The organism is Chryseobacterium nepalense, assembly GCF_023195755.1.
Lineage (GTDB): Bacteria > Bacteroidota > Bacteroidia > Flavobacteriales > Weeksellaceae > Chryseobacterium > Chryseobacterium nepalense.
Genome location: NZ_CP096203.1, coordinates 695688 through 720308, shown reverse-complemented (window position 1 = coordinate 720308; position 24621 = coordinate 695688). Strand labels below are relative to the sequence as shown.

Below are 24621 nucleotides of genomic sequence, written 5' to 3'. Positions count from 1 at the left end.
TTTTCATTAGGCTAAAATATTATTTCGTGATATTTTCAATAAAAAAGCCTCCTTGTAGGAGACTTTATATTTTATCAACCGGGAACTTGTGCTTTTTCATAAATCAATCCCTCCGACCGCAGTTCCTGCCAAAAATCTGATGGGATATTTTTTTGAAGTGCACTCACATTATCTTCTACCTGCTCGGGTTTGCTTGCTCCCGGAATAATTGAGGCAAATTCGTCAGCGGCCAAAACAAAATGAAGGGCTGCATCTACAATATCGATATTGTACCTTTTGGCGATTGTTGAAATCCGGTCCCGTTTTTCGGTCATTCCTTTGGGAATAACATCCTTGTAATTATATCTCGGTCTTCCGGTCATAAACCCTGAGTTGTAGCCCGCTCCGGAAACAAGCCTTACACCTGCCTTTTTAACTGCCGGCAATAGCCTATCTACCGCATCTTCATGTTCAAGAATAGAATACTGTGTTGCAGAAAGGCAAATATCCGGATCCGCAGAATCAAGGCAGTCCAGAATAGGTTCTATTTTGTTAACACCCATTCCCCAGGCTTTAATCACACCCTGAGACCTCAGTTCGGATAATACTTTAAACGCTCCTTCCCTTGCCTGTTTCAAAAAATAGGGATATCGGTCACCTACCTGATCTTCGGAAAGGTCATGAACGTAGACAATATCAATATAATCAAGGCGCAATCGCTCCAGGCTTTCTTCGATAGACCTTTTGATGGCATCTGCAGTATAATTATGCTCAAAATCATAATTCAGAGGATCCTGCCACATTGTTGGAGGAACTTCATCTTCAGGAACTTCTACGAATAATCTTCCTACTTTGGTAGATAGAACAAATTCTTCCCTGTTCTGACCGTGGAGATAATTCCCGAATCGCCTTTCACTTTTTGTAAGCCCGTACCAGGGTGATGTATCGTAATAGCGTATTCCAAGATCCCATGCTTTTTGCAGTACTTCATAAGACTGCCCGTCCGTAAGGGGTTCAAAGGCAGTTCCTATTGCCACACCACCTAAGCCTAACCTGTGTTTTTCCGTTAAAATGTCTGATTTCATATATGATACTATTTAATGATTGGTGAACTAAGAGATACAAACATCGTGCACTTGCTTTTTTAAACATTGTTTTTCTGATATTTTTGAATGATAATTTGCTCGTATTTCAGCACTTTAAAAATTTATCCGCATAAACCGGAAAAATGATCCAGATGATTTGGAAGATTTATCCAGATAATTTTCAGAAGTTAACCGGATAAATCGTAAAGATCAGCAGGATATTTTAAATAAAAACTTTTTTAAGCATTTGAAAATCAGAAATATATGTAAGTTTTTGAAGATTGTTTAAAATTAAGGTTAAAATATTCATTAATAGTATACAATAATCCTGCGTAAATGGATACCACAGACTAATTTTTTGGCTTTATTATTGGATTGTTTCAGGCACCATTTCAATATATATATTTATGAAAAAACATATCGTTATCGTCGGAGGAGGATTCGCAGGAGTCAACCTTATTAAATCGTTGGTGAATGACAGCCGTTTCAGAATTACATTGGTTGATAAAAACAATTATCATTTCTTTCCGCCATTGATCTATCAGGTGGCAACTTCATTCATCGAAGCTTCCAATATAAGTTATCCTTTCAGAAAATTAATTTCAAATTATAAAAATGTGAATTTCCATATGGGAAGTCTCGTAAAAGTGGATCCTGAACATAATATTCTTGAAACCGACAGCGGTACTTTAAAATATGATTATCTTGTTTTGGCTTTGGGAACAGAATCCAATTTCTTCGGAATGGAAAATGTAAAACGATGTGCCTTACCTATGAAAACCATTGATGAAGCATTATATCTGAGAAATCACATGCTCCTTACTCTCGAAGAAGCCGCAAGAAATAAAAATGTAAAGGAGGCACAGAAACTTCAGAACATAGTGATTGCAGGTGGCGGCCCAACCGGTGTGGAGCTTGCCGGAATGATCGCGGAAATGGGAACATATATTGCAGAAAAAGAATATCCGGAAATAAAGCTGGGACTTTCCAATATTTTTCTGATTGATGCTTTACCTACTCTTCTTTCACCGATGAGCAAAATGGCTCAGGAAGCCGCATATGAAAGACTTAAAAAGCTGGGTGTAAAAATTATCCTTAATACAGCGGTTAAAGATTATAAAGATTGCAAAGTAATTCTCGGGGACGGACAGGTTATTGAGACCGAAACACTGATCTGGACTTCCGGGGTGGTTGGAAGAGAGGTTCCCGGTATTCCTGAAGAAAGTATCGGAAAAGGAAGAAGACTGCTGGTAGATGCTTATAATAAAGTGAACGGCACAGCCAATATTTTTGCTTTAGGCGACATAGCGTTGCAGCTTACGGAGGAAAAATATCCGAAAGGGCATCCTCAGCTGGCGCAGGTCGCTATTCAGCATGCTAAAAATTTAGGAAAGAATTTTAAAAGAATTGAAGATGAAAAAGTTTTAATACCTTTTGCCTATAATGATAAAGGAAGCATGGCTATTATTTCAAAATTTGATGCGGTAGTTGATTTGCCTAAATTTTCATTTAAAGGTTTTATAGCGTGGCTTACGTGGTTATTTATCCACATTATTCCATTGGTAAGCTTCAGCAGCAAAGTACGTCTGGCATTCAACTGGATGCGGCTTTTCATTACCAATAATCCTTCAATCCGTTTAATTTTAAGGCCGAAAAGAGACACCACAGGAAGGTCATAATTTTAATATTCATGATATATTTCATAAATTTACAGAACTGTAAATATTCTTTTACAGTATAAAATCTCAAAAGTGAATATTCATCAGAAGAAAAAGTTTCTGAGCTTTTTAAAGTTCAAAAGAGACTTTCAAAAATACGGGCTTGAAAAAGCGCGCAGCTACGAACTCATTCTTCATTGGCTCAATAACAGATTAAGCAGGAACCAGTTTCTGGTGCTATCCGGAATTTTGGTTGGCTGTACCGCAGGTCTTGCCGGTGTTTTGCTGAAATCGCTGGTTCATGCGATCCACCATTTTATCACTACAAAAGTTCATTTTGAGTACCAGATTCTTTTTTATATTATATTTCCTTTTCTGGGAATTGTTTTAACGACAAGTATTGTTTTGACAATCTTTAAAGGTCAGGACAGAAAAGGAATTGGTGCAATTCTCTATGAAATTGCACAGAATTCAAGTATTGTTTCTTCCGTGAAAATGTATTCGCAGATCGTGCAAAGTGCTGTGACAGTCGGTTTGGGAGGTTCTGCCGGACTGGAGAGCCCTATTGCGGTTACCGGTGCAGCCATCGGATCAAACTTTGCACAGACCTACCGGCTCAGTTATAAAGAACGGACCCTTCTATTGGCAGCAGGTGCCACTGCCGGAATTGCTTCTGCTTTTAATGCTCCGATTGCAGGAATTATGTTTGCATTTGAGATTCTGCTGACAGGAGTTGTCTTTACGGATTTCATTCCGCTTGTAGTGGCTGCGGTTTGCGGCAGTTTGTTATCAAGAATTTTATTGCAGGAAGATGTTCTGTTCAGGTTTTATACACGCGAAGCATTTAATTATAAAAATGTTCCTTACTACCTGATTTTAGGAATTATAACCGGTTTATACGCAAGATATTTTGTGATCATCTCCCAAAAGGTCGAGCATTTTATTAAGAAGTTAAACATGTCGAGACTTCGTAAGGCGATGTTTGGCGGGGCGGTTCTTTCGCTGCTATGTGTGCTTTTTCCTCCTTTATTCGGAGAAGGTTATGAAACAGTAAAAGCTTTTACCAACGGAGATATGCACAGGATTATAGAAAACAGCCTTTTCAGATATTTTGATATTGGTAATTTTACCATTATTGTATTTTTAATTCTCGTATTATTGTTAAAAGCATTTGCAACTTCATTTACGATTTTCAGCGGCGGAAACGGAGGGAATTTCGCTCCATCGCTTTTTGCCGGTGGCACTGTAGGCTATTTATTTGCATTAATCTGCCAGCAGATCGGACTTCCGGACGTGCCGGTGACAAATCTGGTTTTGGTGGGAATGGCCGGAGCAATGGCCGGCGTGATGTATGCTCCCCTTACAGCCATTTTTTTGATTGCGGAATCCAGCTTCGGATATGATCTTTTTATCCCGCTGATGATTGCTTCCATCATTTCATATCTGATAGCAAAATGGTTTTCGCCAATTTCACCGGAACTGAAATCCCTGGCGGATCAGGGGAAAATTTTTACCAACAAACATGATAAAAATATTTTATTTTCATTAAAAACAGAGGATTTTATTGACCGCTATTCTGAGACGGTGAAAGAAAATGCACCGATTACGGAATTGTTTGAAAGGGTAAAAAACAGCAGTAAGAATATTTTCGCTGTCATCAATGATGATCAGACACTTCGCGGAATCCTTACACTGGATGATATTCGTCCTTATCTTTTTGCGAATGATAGCATTTCAGTATCACTCAGTCAGATCATGAAAGCTCCTCCTGCTGTCATTCATCCTGAAAATCAGCCACTGGAGATTCTTCAGACTTTTGATGATGCCGGTGTCTGGAATTTGCCGGTTGTTGACTCTCAGAATAAGTTTATCGGCTTTATTTCAAAATCCACAATTTTAATGAGCTACAGACAGCTGTTAAAAGAATATTCGGAATAAATAAAATTAATTTAAACAATTAAAGCCGTTCAAAATTATTTCTGAACGGCTTTTCTATAAGTTAATGCTACTGACTTGCTTTATTTAATAGCTCAAGATCATCATTTTCCAGTTGAAGTTTTGGGGCAGCAAATAATGTTTCCAATTGAGATTCGCTGGTTGCACTTACAATCGGAGCGGTAATCAGAGGTTGGGCAAGCAGCCAGGATAGTGCTACCGTTGCTGGTTTTGTATTGTGTTTTGCACTGATTTCATCCAATGCTTTCAAGACTTCCATACCTTTATTATTCAGATATTTTCTGGCTCCTTCTCCTCTCTGGCTTTTAGACAGATCATCTTCACTCCGGTATTTTCCCGTTAAAAATCCTGAAGCCAGCGACCAGTAAGGAAATACACTCAATCCGAATTCTTCAGCTAAAGGAGCATAATTTTTTTCAAAACCTTCTCTTTCCATTAAATTGTAATGCGGCTGTAGGGCAACATATTTCGGAAGGTTATTCTTCTTCGAAGCTTCAAAGGAGGCTCTTAGTCTCTCAGGTGAAATGTTGGAAGCAGCGATATACCGTACTTTTCCAGCTTTTATAATTTCATCATAAGCCTGAAGTGTTTCTTCTACGGGCGTGATTTTATCATCAAAATGGGTATAATATAAATCAATATGATCGGTTTGCAATCGTTGTAAGGATTCATCAACGGATTTCAAAATATGCTTTTTGCTAATATCAAATCCGTGTTCTTTTGTTTCTGACCCTACTTTTGTGGCAATCACTAGATCATTTCTTTTTCCTCGGCTTTTCATCCACTTTCCGATGATTTCCTCAGATTGTCCTCCTTTCCCATTTACCCACCAGGAATAAGTATCCGCTGTGTCTATGAAGTTAAAACCTTCACCTGTAAATTTGTCCAGAATATCAAAAGACTGTTTTTCATCCAGAGTCCATCCAAAAACATTTCCCCCGAAATTTATGGGAGCGATCTGTAAATCTGTATTTTTAATTGTCCGTTTTTCCATATTAGTTAATGATTGGTTACTGCTTTTAACAGAGAATTTCATACCAAAAAGCTGTTGAATTTCACGTTTAAATCAAAAAAAAGACCAGCCAATTGCTGATCTTTCTATATTTTTTTGTTGAAATATTTTTTTAAATTTCGCCCATTACATACATGTTTTCCATAGTTGGCACCGCACTTCCACCCTGCTTCTCGAGCGTAATGGCAAAAGCCTGTGCTTTCGGGATGTTGGCGAGTGCAGTTTTGCTGTCTTTTTCTTCGGTGTACATTCCTGCATTTACGGGTTTTCCGTCTTCAATCGCCCAGAGCTGATACTGCATTCCTTCCGGAGCTTTCGGGAGTTTGTCGGCGTTAAGATAAACAGCTTTTGTTTTCGTATCCCAGAAAACCATTGCTTTGGAATCCGTATGTTTCTCCACTCCTTTCAGCATGACCATCTTCATGTCAGGATTGGAAATCATTTCCATTTTCTGATTCATTTTCTGCATAGCCAGTTGCTGACTTTTCTTTTCAGTGGTCATTCTGGCGATTTCCTGTTTGGTTGCCGCCTGATCGTTCATCCAGAAAATATTACCCGCAACACTTACCAGGAATAAAACGGAAGCCGCAACAGCGTACACTTTCCAGTTATTATTTCCCTGGATCCTTATTTCTTCCTGAGGTTTGGCTGCAGGAATATCTGCAGAGACTACAGGTAATGGCTCTTCGGTACTCTGTTCCTGCTGAATTTTGTTCCAGATCTTGGTACGGAGATCATTGGGAGGTGTTACAGCCTGTGCTGTGCCAAGATCTTCCAATGTCTTCTGCGCTTCTTGGAAAGCCGCTTTCACTTCAGCATTATTTTTCATCACACACTCCAAAATACCTGCTTCCTCAGGAGAAGCAAGACCTAGAATATAAGATTCTATAATTCCGGATGATATGTATTCTTTAGTGTTCAATTTATTGATAATCTTTTAACAAATCCTTTAATTTCATCAGGGCGTTCCTCATTTTTGTTTTTACTGTTCCCAGGGGGATTTTCAGTTTTTCGGATATTTCGTTCTGGGTGTATCCCTGATAATATGCCAGATCGATGAGTTCCTTTTTGTCGGTTTCCAACTTATCCAATACATTATTAAATCCGATAAAATCCGATGAATTGTTTGTAGTGGAAAGTTCCGCAGAATTATATACGAAATCCGGCAAGGGTTGGTTTTTGAGTTCGTTCTGAAAGCTTTTTGATTTTAAATAATCAATAGCAGTGTTCCTGGCAATATTGATCATCCAGGTATAAAATCTTCCTTTTGATGAGTCGTACTGATGGATAGAATTCCAGATTTTTACAAAAACATCCTGAATGATTTCTTCGGTATAGTCTTTTGACTGTACGATTCGGAGGATGACACCATACAGTGCGCCGGAATAATGGTCATACAAATAATGAAAACCATTTTCGTTTCTGTCTTTTAGCGACATGATCAGCTGTTCTTCCGAATACTGTGTTTTAATAGCGAATATTTTTGTTTTCAAATGTAATAAAATAAAACAGATAATAAGCAATACTCACACCATCTTTTAAATGTATAATAAAATTAATCATTTGTTTAATAATGTTTAAATATAATCAGATACTATTTGAAAGTTGATAATAATATTAAGGTATATGATTAATTTCAAAAAATAATATATTGATTGATAGAAACTTATAAATTATTTTACATTTTTTAAATCTAAATTAAAACCAGTCTCGTAAATGGTTTTAGATAAAGATATTTTCAAATACATATTAACTTAAAAATCAAAAAAAATGAACACTAAATCAAAAATCGCAGTTTTCGGAATGATGGTTTTATCATTCGCATTCAGTGGTAACGTTGCAGCACAGAGTATGAAAGAAAAAACCGTAATGGTTGGCGGAGCAGCTATGTACCCTTCTAAAAATATTATTGAGAATGCGGTAAACTCTAAAGACCATAAGACATTGGTGGCAGCCGTAAAAGCAGCAGGTCTTGTGGAGACGCTACAAGGAGAAGGTCCTTTCACTGTATTGGCTCCTACTGATGCAGCTTTCGCAAAACTACCGAAAGGAACAGTTGAAAATCTTGTAAAGCCGGAAAATAAGGCAATGCTTACAAAAATTCTTACCTATCACGTTTTACCAGGCAAATACAATGCTAAAGAAATCTGGGCCGCTGTAAAAGCAGGAAACGGTAAAAGCATGATGAAAACAGTAGAAGGCGAAGAGCTTACTTTCTGGGTTAAAGGGAAAGACCTGTATGTAAGAGATGCTAAAGGAAACGATGCAAAAGTTACGATAGCTGATGTTAATCAATCAAACGGAGTGATTCACGTAATAGATACGGTTTTGATGCCGTAGTGGTGTTAGTTGTCAAACAGCATATTTGTTATGCTGTTTTTTTATTCTCTTATTTAAACAAACCGATAACACTTAAACCTATAATATTATGAAAAAAACGATTAATGTATCTAATCAGGGAGCGACCCTTGATACAGGCAGAAGAAATTTTTTAAAGCTGAGCGGCATAGGTCTGGCAATGGCCGGACTCACACTGATCGGTTGTGAAGACAACGAGGGTTACGACTTTATGCAGACAGATGTTTTTGACCTTGGAAAAGGCGATGTGGGTGTTCTGAACTATGCGTATGCTCTTGAGCAACTTGAAGCGGACTTTTATACAAAAGTGGTGAATAACTTTTATTCCGGAATTTCAAATGCAGAGAAAGAATTATTTACTGACCTCTATCATCATGAAGTGATACACCGTGATTTTTTTAAAGCGGCAATCAGTGGAGCTACCTCCAACGTTTTACCAACCCTGGAATTCCAGTACCCGAACGTAAATTTTAATGACAGAAACTCTGTACTGGCTACTGCAAAAGCATTGGAAGATACGGGTGTTGCTGCCTATAACGGTGCCGGAAAATATATCACAAATGCAGATTATCTGGTGATTGCCGGGAAAATTGTATCAGTAGAAGCAAGACATGCTTCAGCGATCAGAAATCTTATCAATCCCGGAACGGCAGCATTTTCCGGTGATGACATCATCGATAGCAACGGCCTTGATCTTGCAAAAGAGCCTAAAGATATCGTTATGGCAGCGGGAGGATTTATAAAAACGCCTTTCACATGGAAAGAACAGGGAATCGGTTAATTATTCACTTCAAAAAATTACATTATGAACATTCTTAAATTACTGGATAAACTTTCTGACGATAAATTTTTCAGCAAAGAAGCGTCAAGATTAGAAACTCTTACAAGCATTTCGGCATTCGGGAAAAAGGCTGCGGTTGCCGCTGTTCCGCTGGGATTGGGAACGCTTATGACTACCCCTGCAAAAGCGGCTGGCTTTACAGGAGGAAACACTTATAAAAATACTTTAACAGATGCACTGCAGCTGGCTTTGGTACTGGAATATCTTGAAAATGAATATTATGCAATCGGGCTTTCTACTGCAGGCTTAATTTCCAATGCGGACAGACCCGTTTTTATGCAAATTTCCAAACATGAGTCTGCGCATGTAACTTTTCTTAAAAACACCTTAACTTCGCTAGGAGTTACGCCGGGTGCAAAGCCTACATTTGATTTTACGGCAGGTGGTGCTTTTGCTCCTTTTACCGATTACAGTCAGTTTTTAATATTAGCCCAGGCTTTTGAAGATACCGGAGTCCGTGCTTATAAAGGACAGGCAGGAAATGTGATGAGTAACAAAACGGTTTTGCAGGCAGCTTTACAAATCCACTCCGTAGAAGCAAGACATGCATCACAGGTAAGAAGAATGAGAGCAAATAAAGGCTGGATAGAATTAGCTGACGGCGGAAATATGCCTGCAGCAACAAATCCGGTGTATGATGGAGAACAGAATACAACCCAGGCCGGATACAATACGGCAACGGCTTTTGGAGCGGCGGCAGGTTCTGCGGCTTACGATGAAATATTAACCGGAAGTGATGCTCAGACAATTGCATCTTTGTTTATTGTTTAAAGCAAATTTCTTACTATTAGGTGTGGTCCCCTTTTCTTTTCGGGAGGGGGATTTTCATGTGAAATCTTTACAGGATATATGAGAAAATTAATCAAGAAAAAACTCCTCTGTAGAGAGAAGTTTGTTTGCCTTTTAAAACTTGAAATATGAAGTATATTTCAGATTCAAAAATAATAAGTCACAAATAGCTATTTTATGACGGGGATCATAAATGAATTAATATCACCGATTCTTTGTAAATAGGATATATTTATTTTGTAACTTTAATCTATGAAAACATTGGCAAATCCTTGTATTCCGAATAACAATATAAATAACGGAGAGGGAATAAAAAAAGCAGCAAAAATTTTTGCTGTGAGTGTTTTGGCACTGCTTGCACTTGGTTTTTGTACTACTTCACAAAGGCTTAATGCAGGATAAATAAGCAATATTCTGATACGGAATTTTTTTAAAATAAGTTGAATTAAGTTTTGACTTAGGTAAAATTTTACTATATTTGTGAATCGAAATAATTTTTTTTCATCATTTGTGTTTTTTTAGGCTCCGTTAGGAGCCTTTTTCTATGTAATACGTTTTCTGTTACTGGCCGGCACCCATTTGTCCTTTTTACATTTTGGGCAATTTCCGGCGCTTCCTATATGTTTTTCTTCTGTATATCCACAAAAGATACATGAATAATATCCTTCTTCTTTAATGTATTTTACAGCATCTTTTAGCGAATCCGGCATAATGGAGAGTCCATATTTCACTTTTTCATCTTCAAAATAGAAAACACTGATTTCCCCTGAAACTTCTTCAATAGCCTGATCAATCTGACCAAGCTGTGAAATGCCTTTTAATCTGAGTTCTGCAAAAAACTCGTCGCTTCCTAAATTTTCTTTTTTAAAATTATTAATGGAAAATTCACCATTTTCTATAAGGCATATTGATCTTCCTTCCAGTAAAGTCTCAAACTTTTTGCTCTTCCCGATAAGATAAGTTACCATTGTGTACATTAAAATAATCAGCACAAATACGAGAATTGAAGACACAATACCTACTTCTCTGTAAAACATAGGGTCTCCAGCCGCAGAACCCAGACCGATAATCACTACCAGTTCAAAAAGGGAAAGCTGCTTGACTCCCCTCTTCCCGAGCACTCTAAGTCCGATAATTATTGTTATAAACATAATGATCGTCCTGAGAGCAATCTCAAGAAGAAAAGACCATTCCTCTGTTCCCAGAAATAGTTCTTTCCAGTCGAATTGTAATAGAAATATGGATTGCATAATGAATTGATTTGCTCTGAAAATTCAAATAATGCGCCAAGTCTGTATCTGATTTTCTTGTCTGATTTTAAAATTGATCCAAAACTTCAGTGATTTGATGATAAATAAGCTCCAATTCTTCAGCAGTAATACAATATGGCGGAACCAGATACATTACATTTCCCAAAGGACGCAGGATAATTCCCCTTTTCAGAAATTCTTTATACAATATTTTACCCATATTGTTAAAATAGGAAGTCTGCTGGCTGCTGATGATTTCCCATGCCAGGATTGTTCCTGTCTGCCGTACTTTCTCAACCTTTGGGTGTTGTTCCAATGTTTTTACAAACCCGGAATGTTTTTCAGTAATAACAGCAATACGCTGCAATGTTTCTGGTTTCAATAGAAGTTCCATGCTGGCAATAGCCGCTGTACAGGCTAGCGGATTGGCAGTAAAAGAATGTCCGTGAAACAATGTTTTGTATTGATCTTCTGATAAAAAAGCATCAAAAATCTCCTGTGAACAGGTGGTGATACCCATTGGCATCGTACCGCCTGTCAGACCTTTGGAAAAGCACATAATATCAGGCTGTTCAGAAAGATGGTTTGCAGCAAATAATTTTCCTGTTCTTCCGAAACCGGTGAATACCTCATCCTGAATCATCAGAATTTTCTGTTCTCTGCAGAATTTCATTAATTCCGAAAGATCTTCTGCTTTATGCATTAACATTCCTGCAGCACCCTGGACAAGTGGTTCGTAAATGAAACAGGCAATTTCATCTGAAATATTTTTGATGAACGCTTTTAAACTGTCGAGGTTTTGCGAGGTCGGAGCATCTATAAAAACAACTTCAAAAAGCATTTCACCGAAAGGCTTTGTCCAGGCACTTCTTCCGCTGACTGACATCGCTCCGAAAGTGTCTCCATGGTAAGCATTATTCAGAGCCAGAAGCTTTGTTTTTTTATGATTTTGATTATGAGCATATTGAATACACATTTTTAAAGCTACTTCAACCGCCGTAGAACCGTTATCGGAATAAAAAACTTTCTTTTGGTTTTCAGGGAGAAGTTCCAGCAAATTTTCTGAAAGCTGTATGGCAGGTTCATGGGTGAAACCAGCAAAAATAACCTGTTCCAAAGTATTCAGCTGTTCCGAAACTCTTTGTGCAATATATGGATGTGCATGCCCGTGAAGGGTAACCCACCACGAAGAAACCGCATCGATATATTTATTTCCCTTTTCATCAAAAAGATAAATTCCCTCTCCTTTTACAATCGGAATGATATCATTGGCTGTCTTCATCTGTGTATAAGGATGCCAGTTGACGGCATTATCGCGTTCAGATAAATTCATAAATAATATTTAAAATTAACAAATTGACCATTTATATTTCACTTTCTAACACATTGTTTTTTTCTTTTGCCATGGGTTTTAATCCTAATGTTTTCAAAAGCTGCAGATCTTCTGAAACTCCCGGATTCGGGGTTACCAAAAGAGTTTCTCTTTCTCCGGTAAAAATGGAATTCGCTCCTGCCATAAAGCACCAACCCTGTTCAAAATCCGTCATTTCAATTCTTCCCGCACTAAGGCGAACCATAGAAGAAGGCATGATAATTCTTGCTGTGGCAATCATCCTTATCATTTCCCAGGTATCGGTTTTTTCGTTATTTTCAAGAGGAGTTCCCTTCACTCTTGCCAGTGCGTTGATGGGAACTGATTCCGGATGTTTTGGCATTGTTGCTAAGGTTAAAAGCATGGAAATCCTGTCGCCATGTGTTTCTCCCAGTCCGATAATTCCACCTGAACATACCGTAATACCAGCCTTTCTCACATTATTGATTGTATTAATTCTGTTGTCAAAAGTTCTGGTTGAGATAATTTCTTCATAATATTGTTCTGACGTGTCCAGATTGTGATTGTAAGCATACAGACCTGCTTCCTGAAGGCGGACCGCCTGTTCTTCTGTAAGCATTCCCAAAGTACAGCAGACTTCCATTCCGAGTTCATTAACACCTTTCACCATGTCAATAACACGGTCAAAATCACGATTGTTGCGTACCTCTCTCCATGCCGCCGCCATACAGAACCTTGAAGAGCCTCCTTCTTTTGCCTTTTTGGCGTGTTCAATAACAGTTTCTGTCGGTAATAAGGCCTGTATTTTAATATTGGTATGATACCTTGCAGCCTGTCCGCAATAAGAACAGTCTTCAGGGCATCCGCCGGTTTTTATGGAAAGTAAAGTAGACATCTGAACTTCTTCAGGATTATGCCATTCGCGATGTACAGTAGCGGCTTTGTAGATAAGCTCAAGAAGCGGGAGATTATAAATTTGTTCTATTTCTTCCCTGGTCCAGTCATTTCTTAAAATTGTGTGTTCTTTCATAATATTTCTAATTGTTTTGCAGCAGTTTCTATATTTTCAATTGTTATTTCTTCTAAATGAGGAATTTTGATGATGGCTGTTTCCGGCTGAATATTTTTAAGAATAATCTTTTCGGTATCTACGGGGAAATTTCCGTTTAGAATAATATATTTTAGTTTAATCTTTCTTTGTTCTAAAGCCATGATCGATAGTAAAGTGTGATTAATGCACCCCAGATAATTTTTCACTACCAGCACAGTGGGAATATTCAGCTTTTGAATCAGATCAATGATAAAATGTTCGTCATTTAATGGAACCATGAGACCGCCTGCTCCTTCGACGATTAAATTATTGCTTGTTTCAGGAAGTGTAAAATTGTTCAGATCAATGGTAATTCCCTCTTCCCTTGCCGATTGATGAGGTGAAGCCGCCAACTTCAGACGGTATGTTTCGGGATGGCAAACGGTATTTTTTCCTGTCAGCTCTTTTACTTTTATACTGTCGGAAAAATCAAGATCACCGGATTGTACAAGTTTCCAATATTCTGCATTAAAATATTTTGTTACAATTGCAGAACAGACGGTCTTTCCTACTTCCGTGCCGATTCCGGTGATGAATAATAATTCTTGTTCTGAATTTTCGTTTTTTGGAAGTACTGTTTTATGATCCATAATTTCTTCAGGTAAATTCATTAATAAGTTCTGTAAGCTTTACGATTTCTTCTTCTGTATTAAAGCTATGGAGGCAAATTCTAAGTCTTTCAGCACCTTCTTTTACAGTGGGACTGAAAATGGGATAGGTTAAAAACCCGTTATCGGATAAAGTTTGTGATAATAGTTTTAATTGATTGTTATCAGGTATTATAACGGACTGGATCGGACTGTTTTCATCGGAAGGACTCTTCACATTCCATTTCCGGAAAGTGCTGATGTTTTTTTGCAGCTGAACGGATGCTGCTTTATTTTCATTTAAAAATTCATATCCTTTAGAAATGCTTATCCATAAAAAATCATGAGCAGCCGTCGTGTAAATAAATGGCGAGGCAAAATTGATAAGGTATGATTTTATTATGTCGTTCGTTAATACTGCGGCTCCGTGTGTTCCCAATGCTTTTCCATACGTCACTACGGTAGCAAGGACTTTTTCCTGAATACTTAAACGGTGAACAAGGCCATATCCGAAAACTCCGAAAGCATGAGCTTCATCCACAATAAGTCCTGCCTGATATTTCTCTGCAAGTTCTGCAATCTCCTGAAGGGGGCAAAAATCTCCGTCCATCGAATACAAACTTTCAACAGCAATATAAACCGTGCCGTTCTGCCTTTTCAGTATACCTTCCAGATGTCCGCAGTCGTTATGCCTGAATTTTATTTTTTTAGCATTTGACATTTTGCAGCCATCATGTACTGAACGGTGAATTTTTTCATCCACAATAATGGTGTCATGGCGGGTTGGAAGTGAAGCAAACAAAGCAAGATTGGCATTGTATCCCGAAGAAAACAAAAGCGCAGCCTCATATTGATGTTCTTTAGCAATAAATTCTTCCGTTTCCGTAACAACATCAGTATTCCCGCTGATCAGTCTTGAACCAGTACTACCTTTTAGCAAATCAGGGTTTTTCTGAACCGTTTTTAAAAGTAGATTCCGGAAATTTTTATTTTTTGCAAATCCCAGATAATCATTGGAATAAAAATCCACACCCTCATTTCTGGATCGTAACGTTCTTAAGATTCCTGTTTGTTTTCTTTTTTCTAAAGCTTCCTCTAACGGTAAAAAGTGATTAAACATGTTCTGTTTTCAAAACTTCCTGTGAAATGCTGTTGATCCACTGTTGGTATAGATCATTTTCTATTGTTAAAATATGTTCTGCATGAATTTTCCACTGCTCGCAAAAATGTTCCAGCTGACTGATCATTTCTTCCAGATGGCCTTCTTCTTCAAGAATGATGGATTTAACCATAATCTTTGAGCTGTATTTCGTAAGGATTTCCTGGTAAACCGGATATAGTTCATCAGCACGAACTTCAATTGCATACGTTACAAAAAGATAGGCGGCATACTTCAACTGTTCCTTAGTCAATGAAAATTCATTCTGTAAATATTTACAAGTTTTTACGTCAAGATTGTTAAGGTATTGCCTGGTAGAAGCAGATGCAAGTAAATATTCTTTTTTGTAATTTTCACAAAATGATGAAGTAATTTTAGTAATCTGTTTTTTAAGATAATACGCATGGCGGTGTTCTTCTGCGGCATGTTTCAGCTGAATAAGATTTACTTCAGAAGGATGTTCGCTGGCAGAAATTTTTCTGGCTCCCGCATTTTCCATATACGATAAGGTGTTGAGCCATTTAGCATGGTATTCATCATTATTAACAATTCTTTCAAGAAGATTATAAAGCGTCATTTTATTGTTTTGCTTCAAAAGTAGTATATTGCCGGATGGTTATATGGTACCAGTTTTAAGATAATGAGTAGTCCGGTTTTAATTCCTTATCAAAGTTTTATAGCAATAAACAGATCATCTGATGTTTCTGTTTATATTCAGATTTGCAATCAGCTGATCAATGCTATTCAGCGGGGATTTCTTCCATACGGAACCAAGCTTCCCGGAACAAGAACGCTCAGTAATCTTCTGGAGGTCCACCGAAATACAATTATTTCCGTTTATGATGAGCTGCTTGCTCAGGGCTGGATAGAAAGCTTCCCCAATAAAGGAACATTTGTGATAGGAAAAGAACAGAATAGTTCGAAAATACAACCTGTCAGACAAAATCAACTTGAAAATTATCCTAAACAAACCGGATTCTCTTTTAAAACTTCCAATATTCTGGATAATCCCTTTGAACATTCTGAATGCGACTATATTTTTAATGATGGAATTCCTGATATCCGACTTACGCAGGTAGATCAGTATTCCGGGATTTACAGTTCTATTTTAAAGAGAAAAGCACACAAGATCGGACAATACAATTCTGATGGAAGTGAATTTTTTAAACAACATCTTTCGCAATATTTAAATTTATCAAGAGGATTGGCAATCTCAAAAAATAATCTCCTTATTACAAGAAGCACCGAAATGAGCATGTATATTGTTTCCGAGATACTATTGTCTCAGGGAGATACGGTTTTGGTAGGGGAATTGAGCTACTTCTCTGTCAATATGATCTTTCAACGGACCGGCGTTAATATCCGGACAGTTTCTATTGATGAAGAGGGGATCAATGTGGAAGAAGTCCGGAAGATTTGTGAAAAACAAAAAATCAGGATGTTGTATCTCACGCCTCATCACCATTATCCTACTACGGTTACATTGAGTGCCAAACGAAGGCTTGAGCTTTTAAATCTTTCTCAGGAGTACGGTTTTATAATCCTGGAAGATGATTATGATTATGATTTTCATTATGATAAAAGTCCTATTCTTCCGTTGGCAAGCGCAGATACAGCAGGAATGGTTGTTTACATTGGCTCATTCGGGAAACTTTTGGCTCCGGGATTTCGTACAGGTTTTATTGTAGCTCCGGAAAATGTGATGACCGAAATGAGAAAATATCTCGGTATCATCGACAGGCAGGGCGATATTTTAATGGAACATGTTCTTGGGGAAATGATTGCCGAAGGAGAAATTAACCGTTATCTCAAAAAGTCCCTGAAAATCTATAAAGAACGGAGGGATCATTTTGCTGCTTTGCTTAAACATCATCTGGATGAATATATTGATTTTAAAATACCTTCCGGCGGACTTGCTTTCTGGGCAGAATGGAAAAACCCGCTAAATCTCATGCTGCTATCAAAAAAATGTGCCCAAAATAATCTGTTTATTCCTAAAACCCTGCTCTATCAAAACTGCAATCTCACGGCAATGCGTCTCGGTTTCGGAAATTTCAGTACTAATGAGATGGAAAAAGCGGTTGAAATTCTTTCAGTGAATACAAAAAGTATGTTAATAGAAGATAAAAGTAAGTACATCTGATTTTGGTTGGATTTTTGAATATAGGTTTCTAAATCTTTACACCATTGAAATTAATTACATTTACAAACAAAGGGATTTATTGTCCGCAGGGTAAATTCTATATTGATCCGTGGAGACCTGTTGATCTTGCGGTAATCACACACGGACATGCAGACCACGCAAGATGGGGAATGAAAAAATACCTTTGTCATCACTTCACAAAGCCGATTTTGTATAAAAGAATCAGTGAAGATATAGAATGTCAGAGTGTAGAATATGGTGAAGTGATCAATATCAATGGCGTAAAAGTTTCTCTTCATCCTGCCGGTCATATCATCGGTTCCGCACAGATCAGATTGGAATATAAAGGATACGTAAGTGTGATTTCCGGAGATTATAAAGTTCAGGATGACGGATTGAGTACTCCGTTTGAATTGGTACGGTGTAATGAATTTGTTACCGAAAGTACTTTCGGACTTCCCATTTATAATTGGCTGGAGATAGATGATCTGAATAAAAAACTTCAAAGCTGGGTTCTCAGGAATAAAGAAAATCAGAAAACTTCCGTATTTATCGGTTATTCTTTGGGGAAAGCCCAGCGAATTATGAAAGCGGTTGAAGGACTGGGAAAAATACACGTTCATTATTCCATAGGAAAATTGAATGAAGCTTTTGAAACCGTAGGAATTGATCTTCCTGATTATGAAATTCCGGATTTCAGGGAAAGTGTAAAGCATCTTCAGGATGAAATCGTCATTGTACCGCCTGCTTTATTGGATTCGAATGTCATTAAAAAAATTCCGAATGCGGCAACAGCAATCTGTTCCGGATGGATGCAGGTGCGCGGAGCCAGAAGATGGCGAAGTGCGGATGCAGGTTTCGCAATGAGTGATCACGCCGACTGGAAAGGACTTTTGCAGGCTATAAAAGCTACCGAAGCTGAACTTGTACACGTGACACACGGGCAAACCGAAGTCTTTTCCAAATATCTGAATGAAATCGGAATTAAATCGGATGTCGTAGAAACATTATACGGAGATGATGATGAGGAAGAAAAAGAAAAAGAAGTCATAGAAAATTAAACCTTCAAGGTTTGTTACAATAAATAAAAAATGAAACATTTCGCAGAGCTTATTAACGTCTTGGAAAGCACCAATAAAACCAATGCAAAAATCGATGCCATCATTGATTATCTGGAACGTGCGCCTGATGAAGATAAAGTTTGGTTTATAGCCCTGTTTACCGGTAAAAGACCAAAGCGGAATGTCAACACAAATTATATGAAAGAATGGGCACTGGAAATTACCAGGCTGCCATTCTGGCTTTTTCAGGAAAGTTACTCTTCTGTGGGAGATCTGGGGGAAACAATTTCATTGATTCTGCCTCCGCCGGAGGAAAAAATAGACCGCTCGTTATCCGATTGGATGAATGAAATTATTAATCTGAAAAATAAAACCGATCAGGAAAAAAAACAATTTGTTCTCAACTCATGGAACGGACTTGACTATACAGAACGTCTGATCTTTAATAAATTATTAGGCGGAAGCTTCCGGATTGGAGTTTCCGATAAAACACTCATTAATGCTTTAACGAAATTTTCCCACCAGGAATCAAGCACGTTAATGCACAGCCTGATGGGAAAATGGCAGCCTGATGAGGTCTCCTTTCGCGAGTTGATTTCCGCAGAAAATATCAATCCCGATAATTCCAAGCCTTATCCTTTCTGTCTTGCCTATCCGTTAGAGAAAGATCTGGAAGAATTGGGAAAACCTGATGAATGGCTCATTGAATACAAATGGGACGGAATCCGCGGACAGATCATTCGCAGAAATGATGAAGTGTTTATCTGGTCCAGAGGTGAAGAACTGGTTACCGATCAATTTCCTGAAATAAGAGAAGTAGTTCAGAGCATGAAAGGTGATTTTGTTATAGATGGAGAAATACTTGCAGTGAAAGATGATAAAGTTTTAAATTTTAATGAGTTGCAGAAAAGGTTAAATAGAAAAACTTTAACTAAAAAAATGCTTTCCGAAATTCCGATTCAGGTATTTGCGTACGATCTTCTGGAACTTGAAAATAATGATTTACGGGAAAAACCGATCTCTGCAAGAAGAGCTATGCTGGAAGAATTATTGCTGAATGAAAATCCGGAACATATTAAAATTTCAGAAGTTATAGAATTCGAAAACTGGGATGAATTAAACAGTATCCGGGAAAATTCTAGAGACATCAACAGTGAGGGTCTAATGCTGAAACAGAAAAATTCACTATATCATTCCGGCAGAAAAAAAGGCGACTGGTGGAAATGGAAAATCAGCCCGCTGACAATTGATGCAGTTTTGATTTATGCCCAGAAAGGAAGCGGAAGAAGAAGCGCGTATTACACCGATTATACGTTTGCCGTAAAAAATGAAGACAAGCTGGTAACCATTGCAAAAGCCTATTCAGGTCTTACGGATAAAGAAATTATGGAAGTCAGCAAGTTTGTCAATAAAAATGCCATTGAGAAATTCGGGCCGGTAAGAACAGTAAAACCTGAACTTGTTTTTGAAATTGCTTTTGAAGGAATCGGGTTCAGCAATCGACATAAAAGTGGTGTGGCTTTAAGATTTCCAAGGATTCTGAGATGGCGTAAAGATAAAAAGGTTGATGAAATTGACGACCTGGAAGAAATTAAAAAATTAATACAGTGATTTTTAAACGCTATGAACGCAAGCTTATTTTAAATATCAGAATATTTTCGTTCGCAAAGGCGTTTCACTTAGCCAGGATTTTCAGCTTTTACTTATTGAACATAAACTAAAATTTTACGAATGTCGTTCAGCCTCTGCAAAAAAAACTTTTTTAACTATCATAGCGTTTAAACAAAATAAAAAAAATTGACAACATTCGAAAATACCAACGGATTCAAAGTCATTCAGCAATGGATGACTTATAAAAACATTTCCCCTTTCAGGTTTCAGATTGAAACCTGGAAAAAATTCGGGAATGGGTACAGCGGAATGGTTGTTGCGCCAACAGGTTTCGGAAAAACCTATTCGGTCTTTTTAGCATTAATTTCAGACTTTCTCAATCGGCCTGAAAAATATGGAAAAGGCCTGAAAATGATCTGGATCACGCCTCTTCGCTCACTTTCTAAAGATATTGCCAAAGCGATGCAGGAAGCTATTGAGGAAATCGGATTGGATTGGGCAGTCGGTGTAAGAAATGGAGATACCGACCCAAAAGTTCGTCAGCAGCAGGTTAAAAACATGCCTGAAATTCTGGTTGCAACACCCGAAAGCCTTCATTTGCTTCTCGGACAAAAGAAACATCAGCGGTTTTTTCAGGATTTACAGACCATCGTGATTGATGAATGGCATGAACTCCTCGGTTCCAAGCGCGGCGTAATGGTTGAGCTCGGAATATCACAGCTGAGAAAATATGTTCCGAAACTTAAAATTTGGGGAATTACAGCTACCATCGGTAATCTGGATGAAGCCATGGAAGTGCTGATTCCTTATAATGTCAAAAAAGCAAAAATTACGGCGAAGGAGAAAAAGAAAATTGATATTCTCTCCGTATTTCCGGACGAAGTGGAAATTCTTCCGTGGGCTGGACATCTCGGGCATAAACTTGCGGATAAGGTGGTTCCGATTATCCTGAATTCCAATTCAACGATTGTTTTTACCAACACCAGAAGCCAGAGCGAAATGTGGTATCAGCTTTTGCTGGATGCTTATCCTGATTTTGCGGGACAGATTGCCATTCATCACAGTTCGATTGATGCTCATCTGAGAATCTGGATTGAAGAAAACCTCAGCAACGGAAAACTGAAAGCGGTGGTATCCACCTCATCTTTAGATTTAGGAATCGATTTTAAACCGGTAGATACGGTTATCCAGATTGGTTCTGCAAAAGGAGTTGCAAGATTTCTGCAGCGGGCCGGACGAAGTGGCCACTCCCCTTTCGAAACTTCCAAAATCTATTGCGTTCCGACCCATTCCTTAGAACTAATTGAGGTTTCAGCATTGAAAGAAGCTGTAAAAAATAACGTAATTGAGCCTCGTGATCCTCAGGTTCTGTGTTTTGATGTATTGGTACAATTCCTGATGACGCTGGCGATTGGTGACGGATTTTATCCACAGGATATATATCCGCAGATCAAAGAAACTTTTGCATTTCAGCAAATGACGGATGAGGAATGGAAAAATATTCTCGATTTTTTAACCATCGGCGGAAAGGCACTGAAAAGCTATGAAGAATTTCATAAAGTAGTTATTGATGAAACAGGTTTGTATAAAGTAACTTCACGAAGAATTTCCATGCTTCACCGGATGAATATGGGCGTCATTGTAAGTGATGCTATGCTGAAAGTAAAATTTATTTCCGGCGGTTATATCGGTATGGTGGAAGAGTATTTTATCTCAAGATTAAAAAAAGAAGATAAATTCATTCTTGCCGGGCGCGTTTTGGAAGTTGCTATGATTAAAGACATGACGGTTTTCGTACGGGCTTCCAAAGGAAAGGCTTTTGCTCCGAGTTATCTGGGCGGAAGATTGCCTTTAAGTTCCAATCTCGGGCAGTTTTTAAGAGAAAAGCTTTCAGGAGCTCTTAATCCTAAATCTTCTGAAAAAGAATTAAAGTTTCTGCATCCTCTTCTGGCTAACCAGGAAGAACGTTCTCACATTCCGGAAGAAAATGAATTTTTGGTAGAGTTAATTAAAAACCGTGAAGGTTATCATTTGTTCATGTATCCTTTTGAAGGAAGGCTTGTTCATGAAGTAATGGCTGCACTCATTGCGTACCGTATTTCAAAACTGGCTCCGATTTCATTTTCCATGGCGATGAATGATTATGGTTTTGAATTATTCAGTGATAAACAAATTCCGTTGAATGAAGATAATTTAGAACAAATTCTAACCCGTGATAATTTAATGACGGATGTTATTTCTAGTATCAATGCTGCAGAAATGGCTAGACGTAAATTTCGGGATATTGCGGTAATTTCAGGAATGGTGATTCAGAATTTCCCGGGACAGCAGCGTTCGAATAAATCTTTACAAAGTTCCGCAGGTCTCATTTTTAAAGTGCTTGAAGATTACGATCCGGAACATTTCCTTGTAAGACAGGCCTACACGGAAGTCTTCAATATGCAGCTTCAGGAACAGAGGCTTGTAGAAGCATTTAAAAGAATTGAAAAATCAAAAGTTATCCTGAAATTTGCCAATTCTTTTACCCCGCTGAGTTTCCCGATAAAAGTAGACAGTCTCCGTCAGACCCTGTCAAGTGAAGATTTAGATTCCAGAATCAAAAGGTTGGTAGATCAGGCAAAAAAAATCAGGTAATTATCCTATTCTTTTGCCGAGAATGACCAGTGTTCGTTCTATGCCATCCAATACGGCAACATTAGGAAATGTTCCCCAGTCTTCAAAACCGAAATGTCTGAAAAGCTTCAGACTCGGTTCGTTATGAAGAAAAATAAACCCCAGCAAGGTTTTTACCCCGAATTTTCCGGCATTATCAATACAATATTGCAGAACTTTTTTACCGAATCCTTTTCCGCGACAGTTTTCATCCATATAAATGCTGACCTCCACCGTTCCGTTATAAGCCGGTCTTCCGTAAAATGAAGAAAAACTTACCCAACCTAAAATATTTTTTGCTATATCTTCAACCATCCAGAGCGGACGGGTTTCAGGATTATGCTCATAAAACCAATGTATTCTGCTTTCTACAGAAATATTTTCGGTATCGGCAGTCACCATTCGGGAAGGAATGGTAGAATTGTAGATTTCTACAATTTTCGGTAAATCTTCAAGGGTAGCATTTCTAAAGGTTAATTCTTCCATAGGACGGCAGCATTTATCTGCAAATATACATGAAGATTTTTTTTTATATGATTATTCTTCGGCGTCGGGATCTTTCAGTTCTTTAAGGCTTCGGTTTAAGCTTCTGACGCTGATTCCCAGATAAGCAGCCATATCTTCTTTTGAAATTTCCATTTCTTTAGATTTTAATTCCAGAAACTGATTGAGTGTATGTTCCGTTGTATGAAGCTGCTGATACGATGCCCTGCTTGAAGTATTAACGATACGCTCCGCAAAAACATCCAGCAGAAAATTATTAAGACCCAAATCATTTTTAAGCAGATCTTTAAAATACGGGATCGACATTGCATACACGGTAACTTCCGTTATCGCTTCAATGGAGCAAAGACAAGGAACATTTTTAATGACTTCAATCTCACCGATAATTTCTCCTTTACCCAAAAATTCAACAATATACTCTTTGTCATTTTCTTCTATAAAATAGCACTTGGTAATGCCGCTTCTGATAAGCATTATTTTTGTGGAAGTTTCATTCTGTGTAAGTAATCTTTCTCCTTTGGTGTAAGATTTTATAATAATATTTTCCTTTTCCGGCTGCTTCTGATAAAGCGTTTCCAGATAATCTAAAAATGGTTGATTCGTTCTCAGCATGATAATCCGGGACAAATGTCCTTTTTTGGTTGATATTTATTTCTGAATTTTGGAGCGGAAAATTACAAAATCTAATTTTAACGTATTATGAATTCTGTCCATACGATTGCTTTTGATGCCGATGATACCCTGTGGGTAAATGAAACGTATTTCCATGAAGCCGAAATGGCCTTTTGTGAACTTTTTAAAGATAAACTGCCCAATAAGACGGTTTCTGAAGAATTATTTACTACTGAAATGAAGAATCTTCATCTCTATGGTTATGGGGTAAAAGGTTTTATGCTGTGTATGATGCAAACGGCAGGGAAACTCTCGAATGAAATAAGTTACAGATCACTAGCTGGGAAAATCATTGAAATAGGACACGATCTTTTACAGAAGCCTGTTGAACTTCTGGACGGTGTCGCCGAAACATTAGATCAGTTAAAAGAGCGGTATCGATTAGTAGTTGCTACAAAAGGTGATCTGCTGGATCAGGAACGAAAGCTTAAGAAATCAGGACTGCAGGATTATTTTCATCATATTGAAATTATGAGTGACAAAAAAACGAGCGATTATCAGAAACTGATCCGGCATCTGGATTGTAAGCCCGAACATTTTCTGATGGTAGGAAATTCAATAAAATCCGATATTGTACCGGTGCTGGAAACAGGTGGCTATGCTGCTCATATTCCTTACCATCTTACCTGGACGCACGAGCAGCATAAGCATAAGCCAGGATCTGAACATTTTATGGAGCTTAAAAATATCCGTGAGATTTTGGATTATTTTTAAATTAAACTTTGTAATATAACCACAAAAGATGCAAAAGCTATTTCATAGATGCTCTTTATTAATAAAGTTTTCAAAAGAATAAAAAATCAAAGATTTTTGAGCTTATGCACTCTTTTTTACATTCGTACTGATAAGCTTTGAATATAGTATTAAAACTTTTGTTACTT

Annotated in this window: 23 protein-coding genes; 11 read left to right on the top strand and 12 right to left on the bottom strand. The window is 37.8% G+C overall.

Going from position 1 to position 24621, the window contains the following annotated elements:
- Window positions 1-74: 74 nt before the first annotated feature.
- Window positions 75-1064, bottom strand: a complete 990-nt coding sequence (locus M0D58_RS02985; RefSeq protein WP_248393528.1) for an aldo/keto reductase — start codon at window positions 1062-1064, stop codon at window positions 75-77.
- Window positions 1065-1471: 407 nt separating this feature from the next.
- On the opposite strand from M0D58_RS02985, the gene M0D58_RS02980 reads away from it, so the two are divergent.
- Together M0D58_RS02980 and M0D58_RS02975 are read left to right on the top strand one after the other, a co-directional pair.
- Entirely contained in the window at window positions 1472-2743 is a 1272-nt protein-coding gene (locus tag M0D58_RS02980; RefSeq protein WP_248393527.1) for an NAD(P)/FAD-dependent oxidoreductase, read from the top strand.
- Window positions 2744-2815: 72 nt separating this feature from the next.
- The gene (locus tag M0D58_RS02975) at window positions 2816-4660 is read left to right on the top strand and encodes a chloride channel protein (RefSeq protein WP_248393526.1); all 1845 of its coding nucleotides are present in this window, start codon (window positions 2816-2818) and stop codon (window positions 4658-4660) included.
- A 67-nt stretch (window positions 4661-4727) separates the two neighbouring features.
- Here M0D58_RS02975 and M0D58_RS02970 read toward each other — a convergent pair whose 3' ends face one another.
- The 3 genes from M0D58_RS02970 to M0D58_RS02960 form a co-directional block, all read right to left on the bottom strand.
- Complete coding sequence (locus M0D58_RS02970) at window positions 4728-5672, bottom strand: aldo/keto reductase (RefSeq protein ID WP_248393525.1); 945 nt, start codon at window positions 5670-5672, stop codon at window positions 4728-4730.
- A 130-nt stretch (window positions 5673-5802) separates the two neighbouring features.
- Window positions 5803-6612 (bottom strand): anti-sigma factor, encoded by an 810-nt coding sequence (locus M0D58_RS02965; RefSeq protein ID WP_248393524.1) that lies wholly within the window; start codon window positions 6610-6612, stop codon window positions 5803-5805.
- 1 nt (window position 6613) lies between these two features.
- On the bottom strand, window positions 6614-7183 hold the full coding sequence (locus M0D58_RS02960) for an RNA polymerase sigma factor (RefSeq protein WP_248393523.1): 570 nt from the start codon (window positions 7181-7183) through the stop codon (window positions 6614-6616).
- Window positions 7184-7460: 277 nt separating this feature from the next.
- On the opposite strand from M0D58_RS02960, the gene M0D58_RS02955 reads away from it, so the two are divergent.
- From M0D58_RS02955 to M0D58_RS02940, 4 genes are all read left to right on the top strand, one after another.
- Window positions 7461-8030 carry a fasciclin domain-containing protein gene (locus M0D58_RS02955; protein ID WP_248393522.1) on the top strand — a complete coding sequence of 190 codons (570 nt, stop codon included), beginning with the start codon at window positions 7461-7463 and terminating at the stop codon, window positions 8028-8030.
- An 88-nt stretch (window positions 8031-8118) separates the two neighbouring features.
- On the top strand, window positions 8119-8829 hold the full coding sequence (locus M0D58_RS02950) for a ferritin-like domain-containing protein (RefSeq protein WP_248393521.1): 711 nt from the start codon (window positions 8119-8121) through the stop codon (window positions 8827-8829).
- 24 nt (window positions 8830-8853) lie between these two features.
- A complete protein-coding gene (locus tag M0D58_RS02945) occupies window positions 8854-9660 on the top strand; it encodes a ferritin-like domain-containing protein (RefSeq protein WP_248393520.1) in 807 nt (268 codons plus the stop codon).
- Window positions 9661-9930: 270 nt separating this feature from the next.
- Window positions 9931-10080: a hypothetical protein gene (locus M0D58_RS02940; RefSeq protein ID WP_248393519.1), complete on the top strand. Its 150-nt coding sequence runs from the start codon at window positions 9931-9933 to the stop codon at window positions 10078-10080.
- A gap of 140 nt (window positions 10081-10220) precedes the next feature.
- On the opposite strand, the gene M0D58_RS02935 is transcribed toward M0D58_RS02940, so the two are convergent.
- The 6 genes from M0D58_RS02935 to M0D58_RS02910 all read right to left on the bottom strand — a co-directional run bounded on the left by M0D58_RS02935 (window position 10221) and on the right by M0D58_RS02910 (window position 15674).
- Window positions 10221-10928, bottom strand: a complete 708-nt coding sequence (locus tag M0D58_RS02935; RefSeq protein ID WP_248393518.1) for a DUF421 domain-containing protein — start codon at window positions 10926-10928, stop codon at window positions 10221-10223.
- 67 nt (window positions 10929-10995) lie between these two features.
- Complete coding sequence (gene bioA, locus M0D58_RS02930; protein WP_248393517.1) at window positions 10996-12261, bottom strand: adenosylmethionine--8-amino-7-oxononanoate transaminase; 1266 nt, start codon at window positions 12259-12261, stop codon at window positions 10996-10998.
- Between the two features lie 31 nt (window positions 12262-12292).
- The gene (gene bioB, locus M0D58_RS02925; RefSeq protein WP_248393516.1) at window positions 12293-13291 is read right to left on the bottom strand and encodes a biotin synthase BioB; all 999 of its coding nucleotides are present in this window, start codon (window positions 13289-13291) and stop codon (window positions 12293-12295) included.
- Complete coding sequence (gene bioD, locus M0D58_RS02920) at window positions 13288-13941, bottom strand: dethiobiotin synthase (RefSeq protein WP_248395008.1); 654 nt, start codon at window positions 13939-13941, stop codon at window positions 13288-13290. Before bioD ends, bioB begins: the two co-directional genes overlap by 4 nt.
- Before the next feature lie 7 nt (window positions 13942-13948).
- Window positions 13949-15058, bottom strand: a complete 1110-nt coding sequence (locus tag M0D58_RS02915; RefSeq protein WP_248393515.1) for an aminotransferase class I/II-fold pyridoxal phosphate-dependent enzyme — start codon at window positions 15056-15058, stop codon at window positions 13949-13951.
- A complete protein-coding gene (locus M0D58_RS02910; RefSeq protein WP_248393514.1) occupies window positions 15051-15674 on the bottom strand; it encodes a hypothetical protein in 624 nt (207 codons plus the stop codon). The genes M0D58_RS02915 and M0D58_RS02910 overlap by 8 nt, the downstream gene beginning before the upstream one ends.
- A 63-nt stretch (window positions 15675-15737) precedes the next feature.
- Between M0D58_RS02910 and M0D58_RS02905 the strand changes: the two genes are divergently transcribed.
- From M0D58_RS02905 to M0D58_RS02890, 4 genes are all read left to right on the top strand, one after another.
- Window positions 15738-17240, top strand: coding sequence for an aminotransferase-like domain-containing protein (locus M0D58_RS02905; protein WP_248393513.1), 1503 nt, complete (start codon window positions 15738-15740; stop codon window positions 17238-17240).
- Between the two features lie 44 nt (window positions 17241-17284).
- Window positions 17285-18301, top strand: coding sequence for a ligase-associated DNA damage response exonuclease (locus tag M0D58_RS02900; protein ID WP_248393512.1), 1017 nt, complete (start codon window positions 17285-17287; stop codon window positions 18299-18301).
- 30 nt (window positions 18302-18331) lie between these two features.
- The gene (locus M0D58_RS02895) at window positions 18332-19912 is read left to right on the top strand and encodes an ATP-dependent DNA ligase (RefSeq protein ID WP_248393511.1); all 1581 of its coding nucleotides are present in this window, start codon (window positions 18332-18334) and stop codon (window positions 19910-19912) included.
- A 234-nt stretch (window positions 19913-20146) separates the two neighbouring features.
- Window positions 20147-22546 carry a ligase-associated DNA damage response DEXH box helicase gene (locus tag M0D58_RS02890; protein ID WP_248395007.1) on the top strand — a complete coding sequence of 800 codons (2400 nt, stop codon included), beginning with the start codon at window positions 20147-20149 and terminating at the stop codon, window positions 22544-22546.
- Here the strand turns inward: M0D58_RS02890 and M0D58_RS02885 are convergent, their stop codons facing one another.
- Complete coding sequence (locus M0D58_RS02885) at window positions 22547-23050, bottom strand: GNAT family N-acetyltransferase (RefSeq protein WP_248393510.1); 504 nt, start codon at window positions 23048-23050, stop codon at window positions 22547-22549.
- Window positions 23051-23101: 51 nt separating this feature from the next.
- Window positions 23102-23680: a Crp/Fnr family transcriptional regulator gene (locus tag M0D58_RS02880; protein WP_248395006.1), complete on the bottom strand. Its 579-nt coding sequence runs from the start codon at window positions 23678-23680 to the stop codon at window positions 23102-23104.
- Window positions 23681-23764: 84 nt separating this feature from the next.
- Between M0D58_RS02880 and M0D58_RS02875 the strand changes: the two genes are divergently transcribed.
- A complete protein-coding gene (locus M0D58_RS02875) occupies window positions 23765-24454 on the top strand; it encodes an HAD family hydrolase (protein ID WP_428037177.1) in 690 nt (229 codons plus the stop codon).
- Window positions 24455-24621: the final 167 nt, after the last annotated feature.

Bases quoted from the DNA above. Each gene is read 5' to 3' on its own strand.
- M0D58_RS02910 (WP_248393514.1), bottom strand. From the start codon at position 15,674: ATGACGCTTTATAATCTTCTTGAAAGAATTGTTAATAATGATGAATAC.
- M0D58_RS02940 (WP_248393519.1), top strand. From the start codon at position 9,931: ATGAAAACATTGGCAAATCCTTGTATTCCGAATAACAATATAAATAAC.
- M0D58_RS02970 (WP_248393525.1), bottom strand. From the start codon at position 5,672: ATGGAAAAACGGACAATTAAAAATACAGATTTACAGATCGCTCCCATA.
- M0D58_RS02950 (WP_248393521.1), top strand. From the start codon at position 8,119: ATGAAAAAAACGATTAATGTATCTAATCAGGGAGCGACCCTTGATACA.
- bioD (WP_248395008.1), bottom strand. From the start codon at position 13,941: ATGGATCATAAAACAGTACTTCCAAAAAACGAAAATTCAGAACAAGAA.
- M0D58_RS02885 (WP_248393510.1), bottom strand. From the start codon at position 23,050: ATGGAAGAATTAACCTTTAGAAATGCTACCCTTGAAGATTTACCGAAA.
- M0D58_RS02985 (WP_248393528.1), bottom strand. From the start codon at position 1,064: ATGAAATCAGACATTTTAACGGAAAAACACAGGTTAGGCTTAGGTGGT.
- M0D58_RS02945 (WP_248393520.1), top strand. From the start codon at position 8,854: ATGAACATTCTTAAATTACTGGATAAACTTTCTGACGATAAATTTTTC.
- M0D58_RS02890 (WP_248395007.1), top strand. From the start codon at position 20,147: ATGACTTATAAAAACATTTCCCCTTTCAGGTTTCAGATTGAAACCTGG.
- M0D58_RS02955 (WP_248393522.1), top strand. From the start codon at position 7,461: ATGAACACTAAATCAAAAATCGCAGTTTTCGGAATGATGGTTTTATCA.
- M0D58_RS02895 (WP_248393511.1), top strand. From the start codon at position 18,332: ATGAAACATTTCGCAGAGCTTATTAACGTCTTGGAAAGCACCAATAAA.
- bioB (WP_248393516.1), bottom strand. From the start codon at position 13,291: ATGAAAGAACACACAATTTTAAGAAATGACTGGACCAGGGAAGAAATA.
- M0D58_RS02980 (WP_248393527.1), top strand. From the start codon at position 1,472: ATGAAAAAACATATCGTTATCGTCGGAGGAGGATTCGCAGGAGTCAAC.
- M0D58_RS02935 (WP_248393518.1), bottom strand. From the start codon at position 10,928: ATGCAATCCATATTTCTATTACAATTCGACTGGAAAGAACTATTTCTG.
- M0D58_RS02905 (WP_248393513.1), top strand. From the start codon at position 15,738: ATGAGTAGTCCGGTTTTAATTCCTTATCAAAGTTTTATAGCAATAAAC.
- bioA (WP_248393517.1), bottom strand. From the start codon at position 12,261: ATGAATTTATCTGAACGCGATAATGCCGTCAACTGGCATCCTTATACA.
- M0D58_RS02880 (WP_248395006.1), bottom strand. From the start codon at position 23,680: ATGCTGAGAACGAATCAACCATTTTTAGATTATCTGGAAACGCTTTAT.
- M0D58_RS02915 (WP_248393515.1), bottom strand. From the start codon at position 15,058: ATGTTTAATCACTTTTTACCGTTAGAGGAAGCTTTAGAAAAAAGAAAA.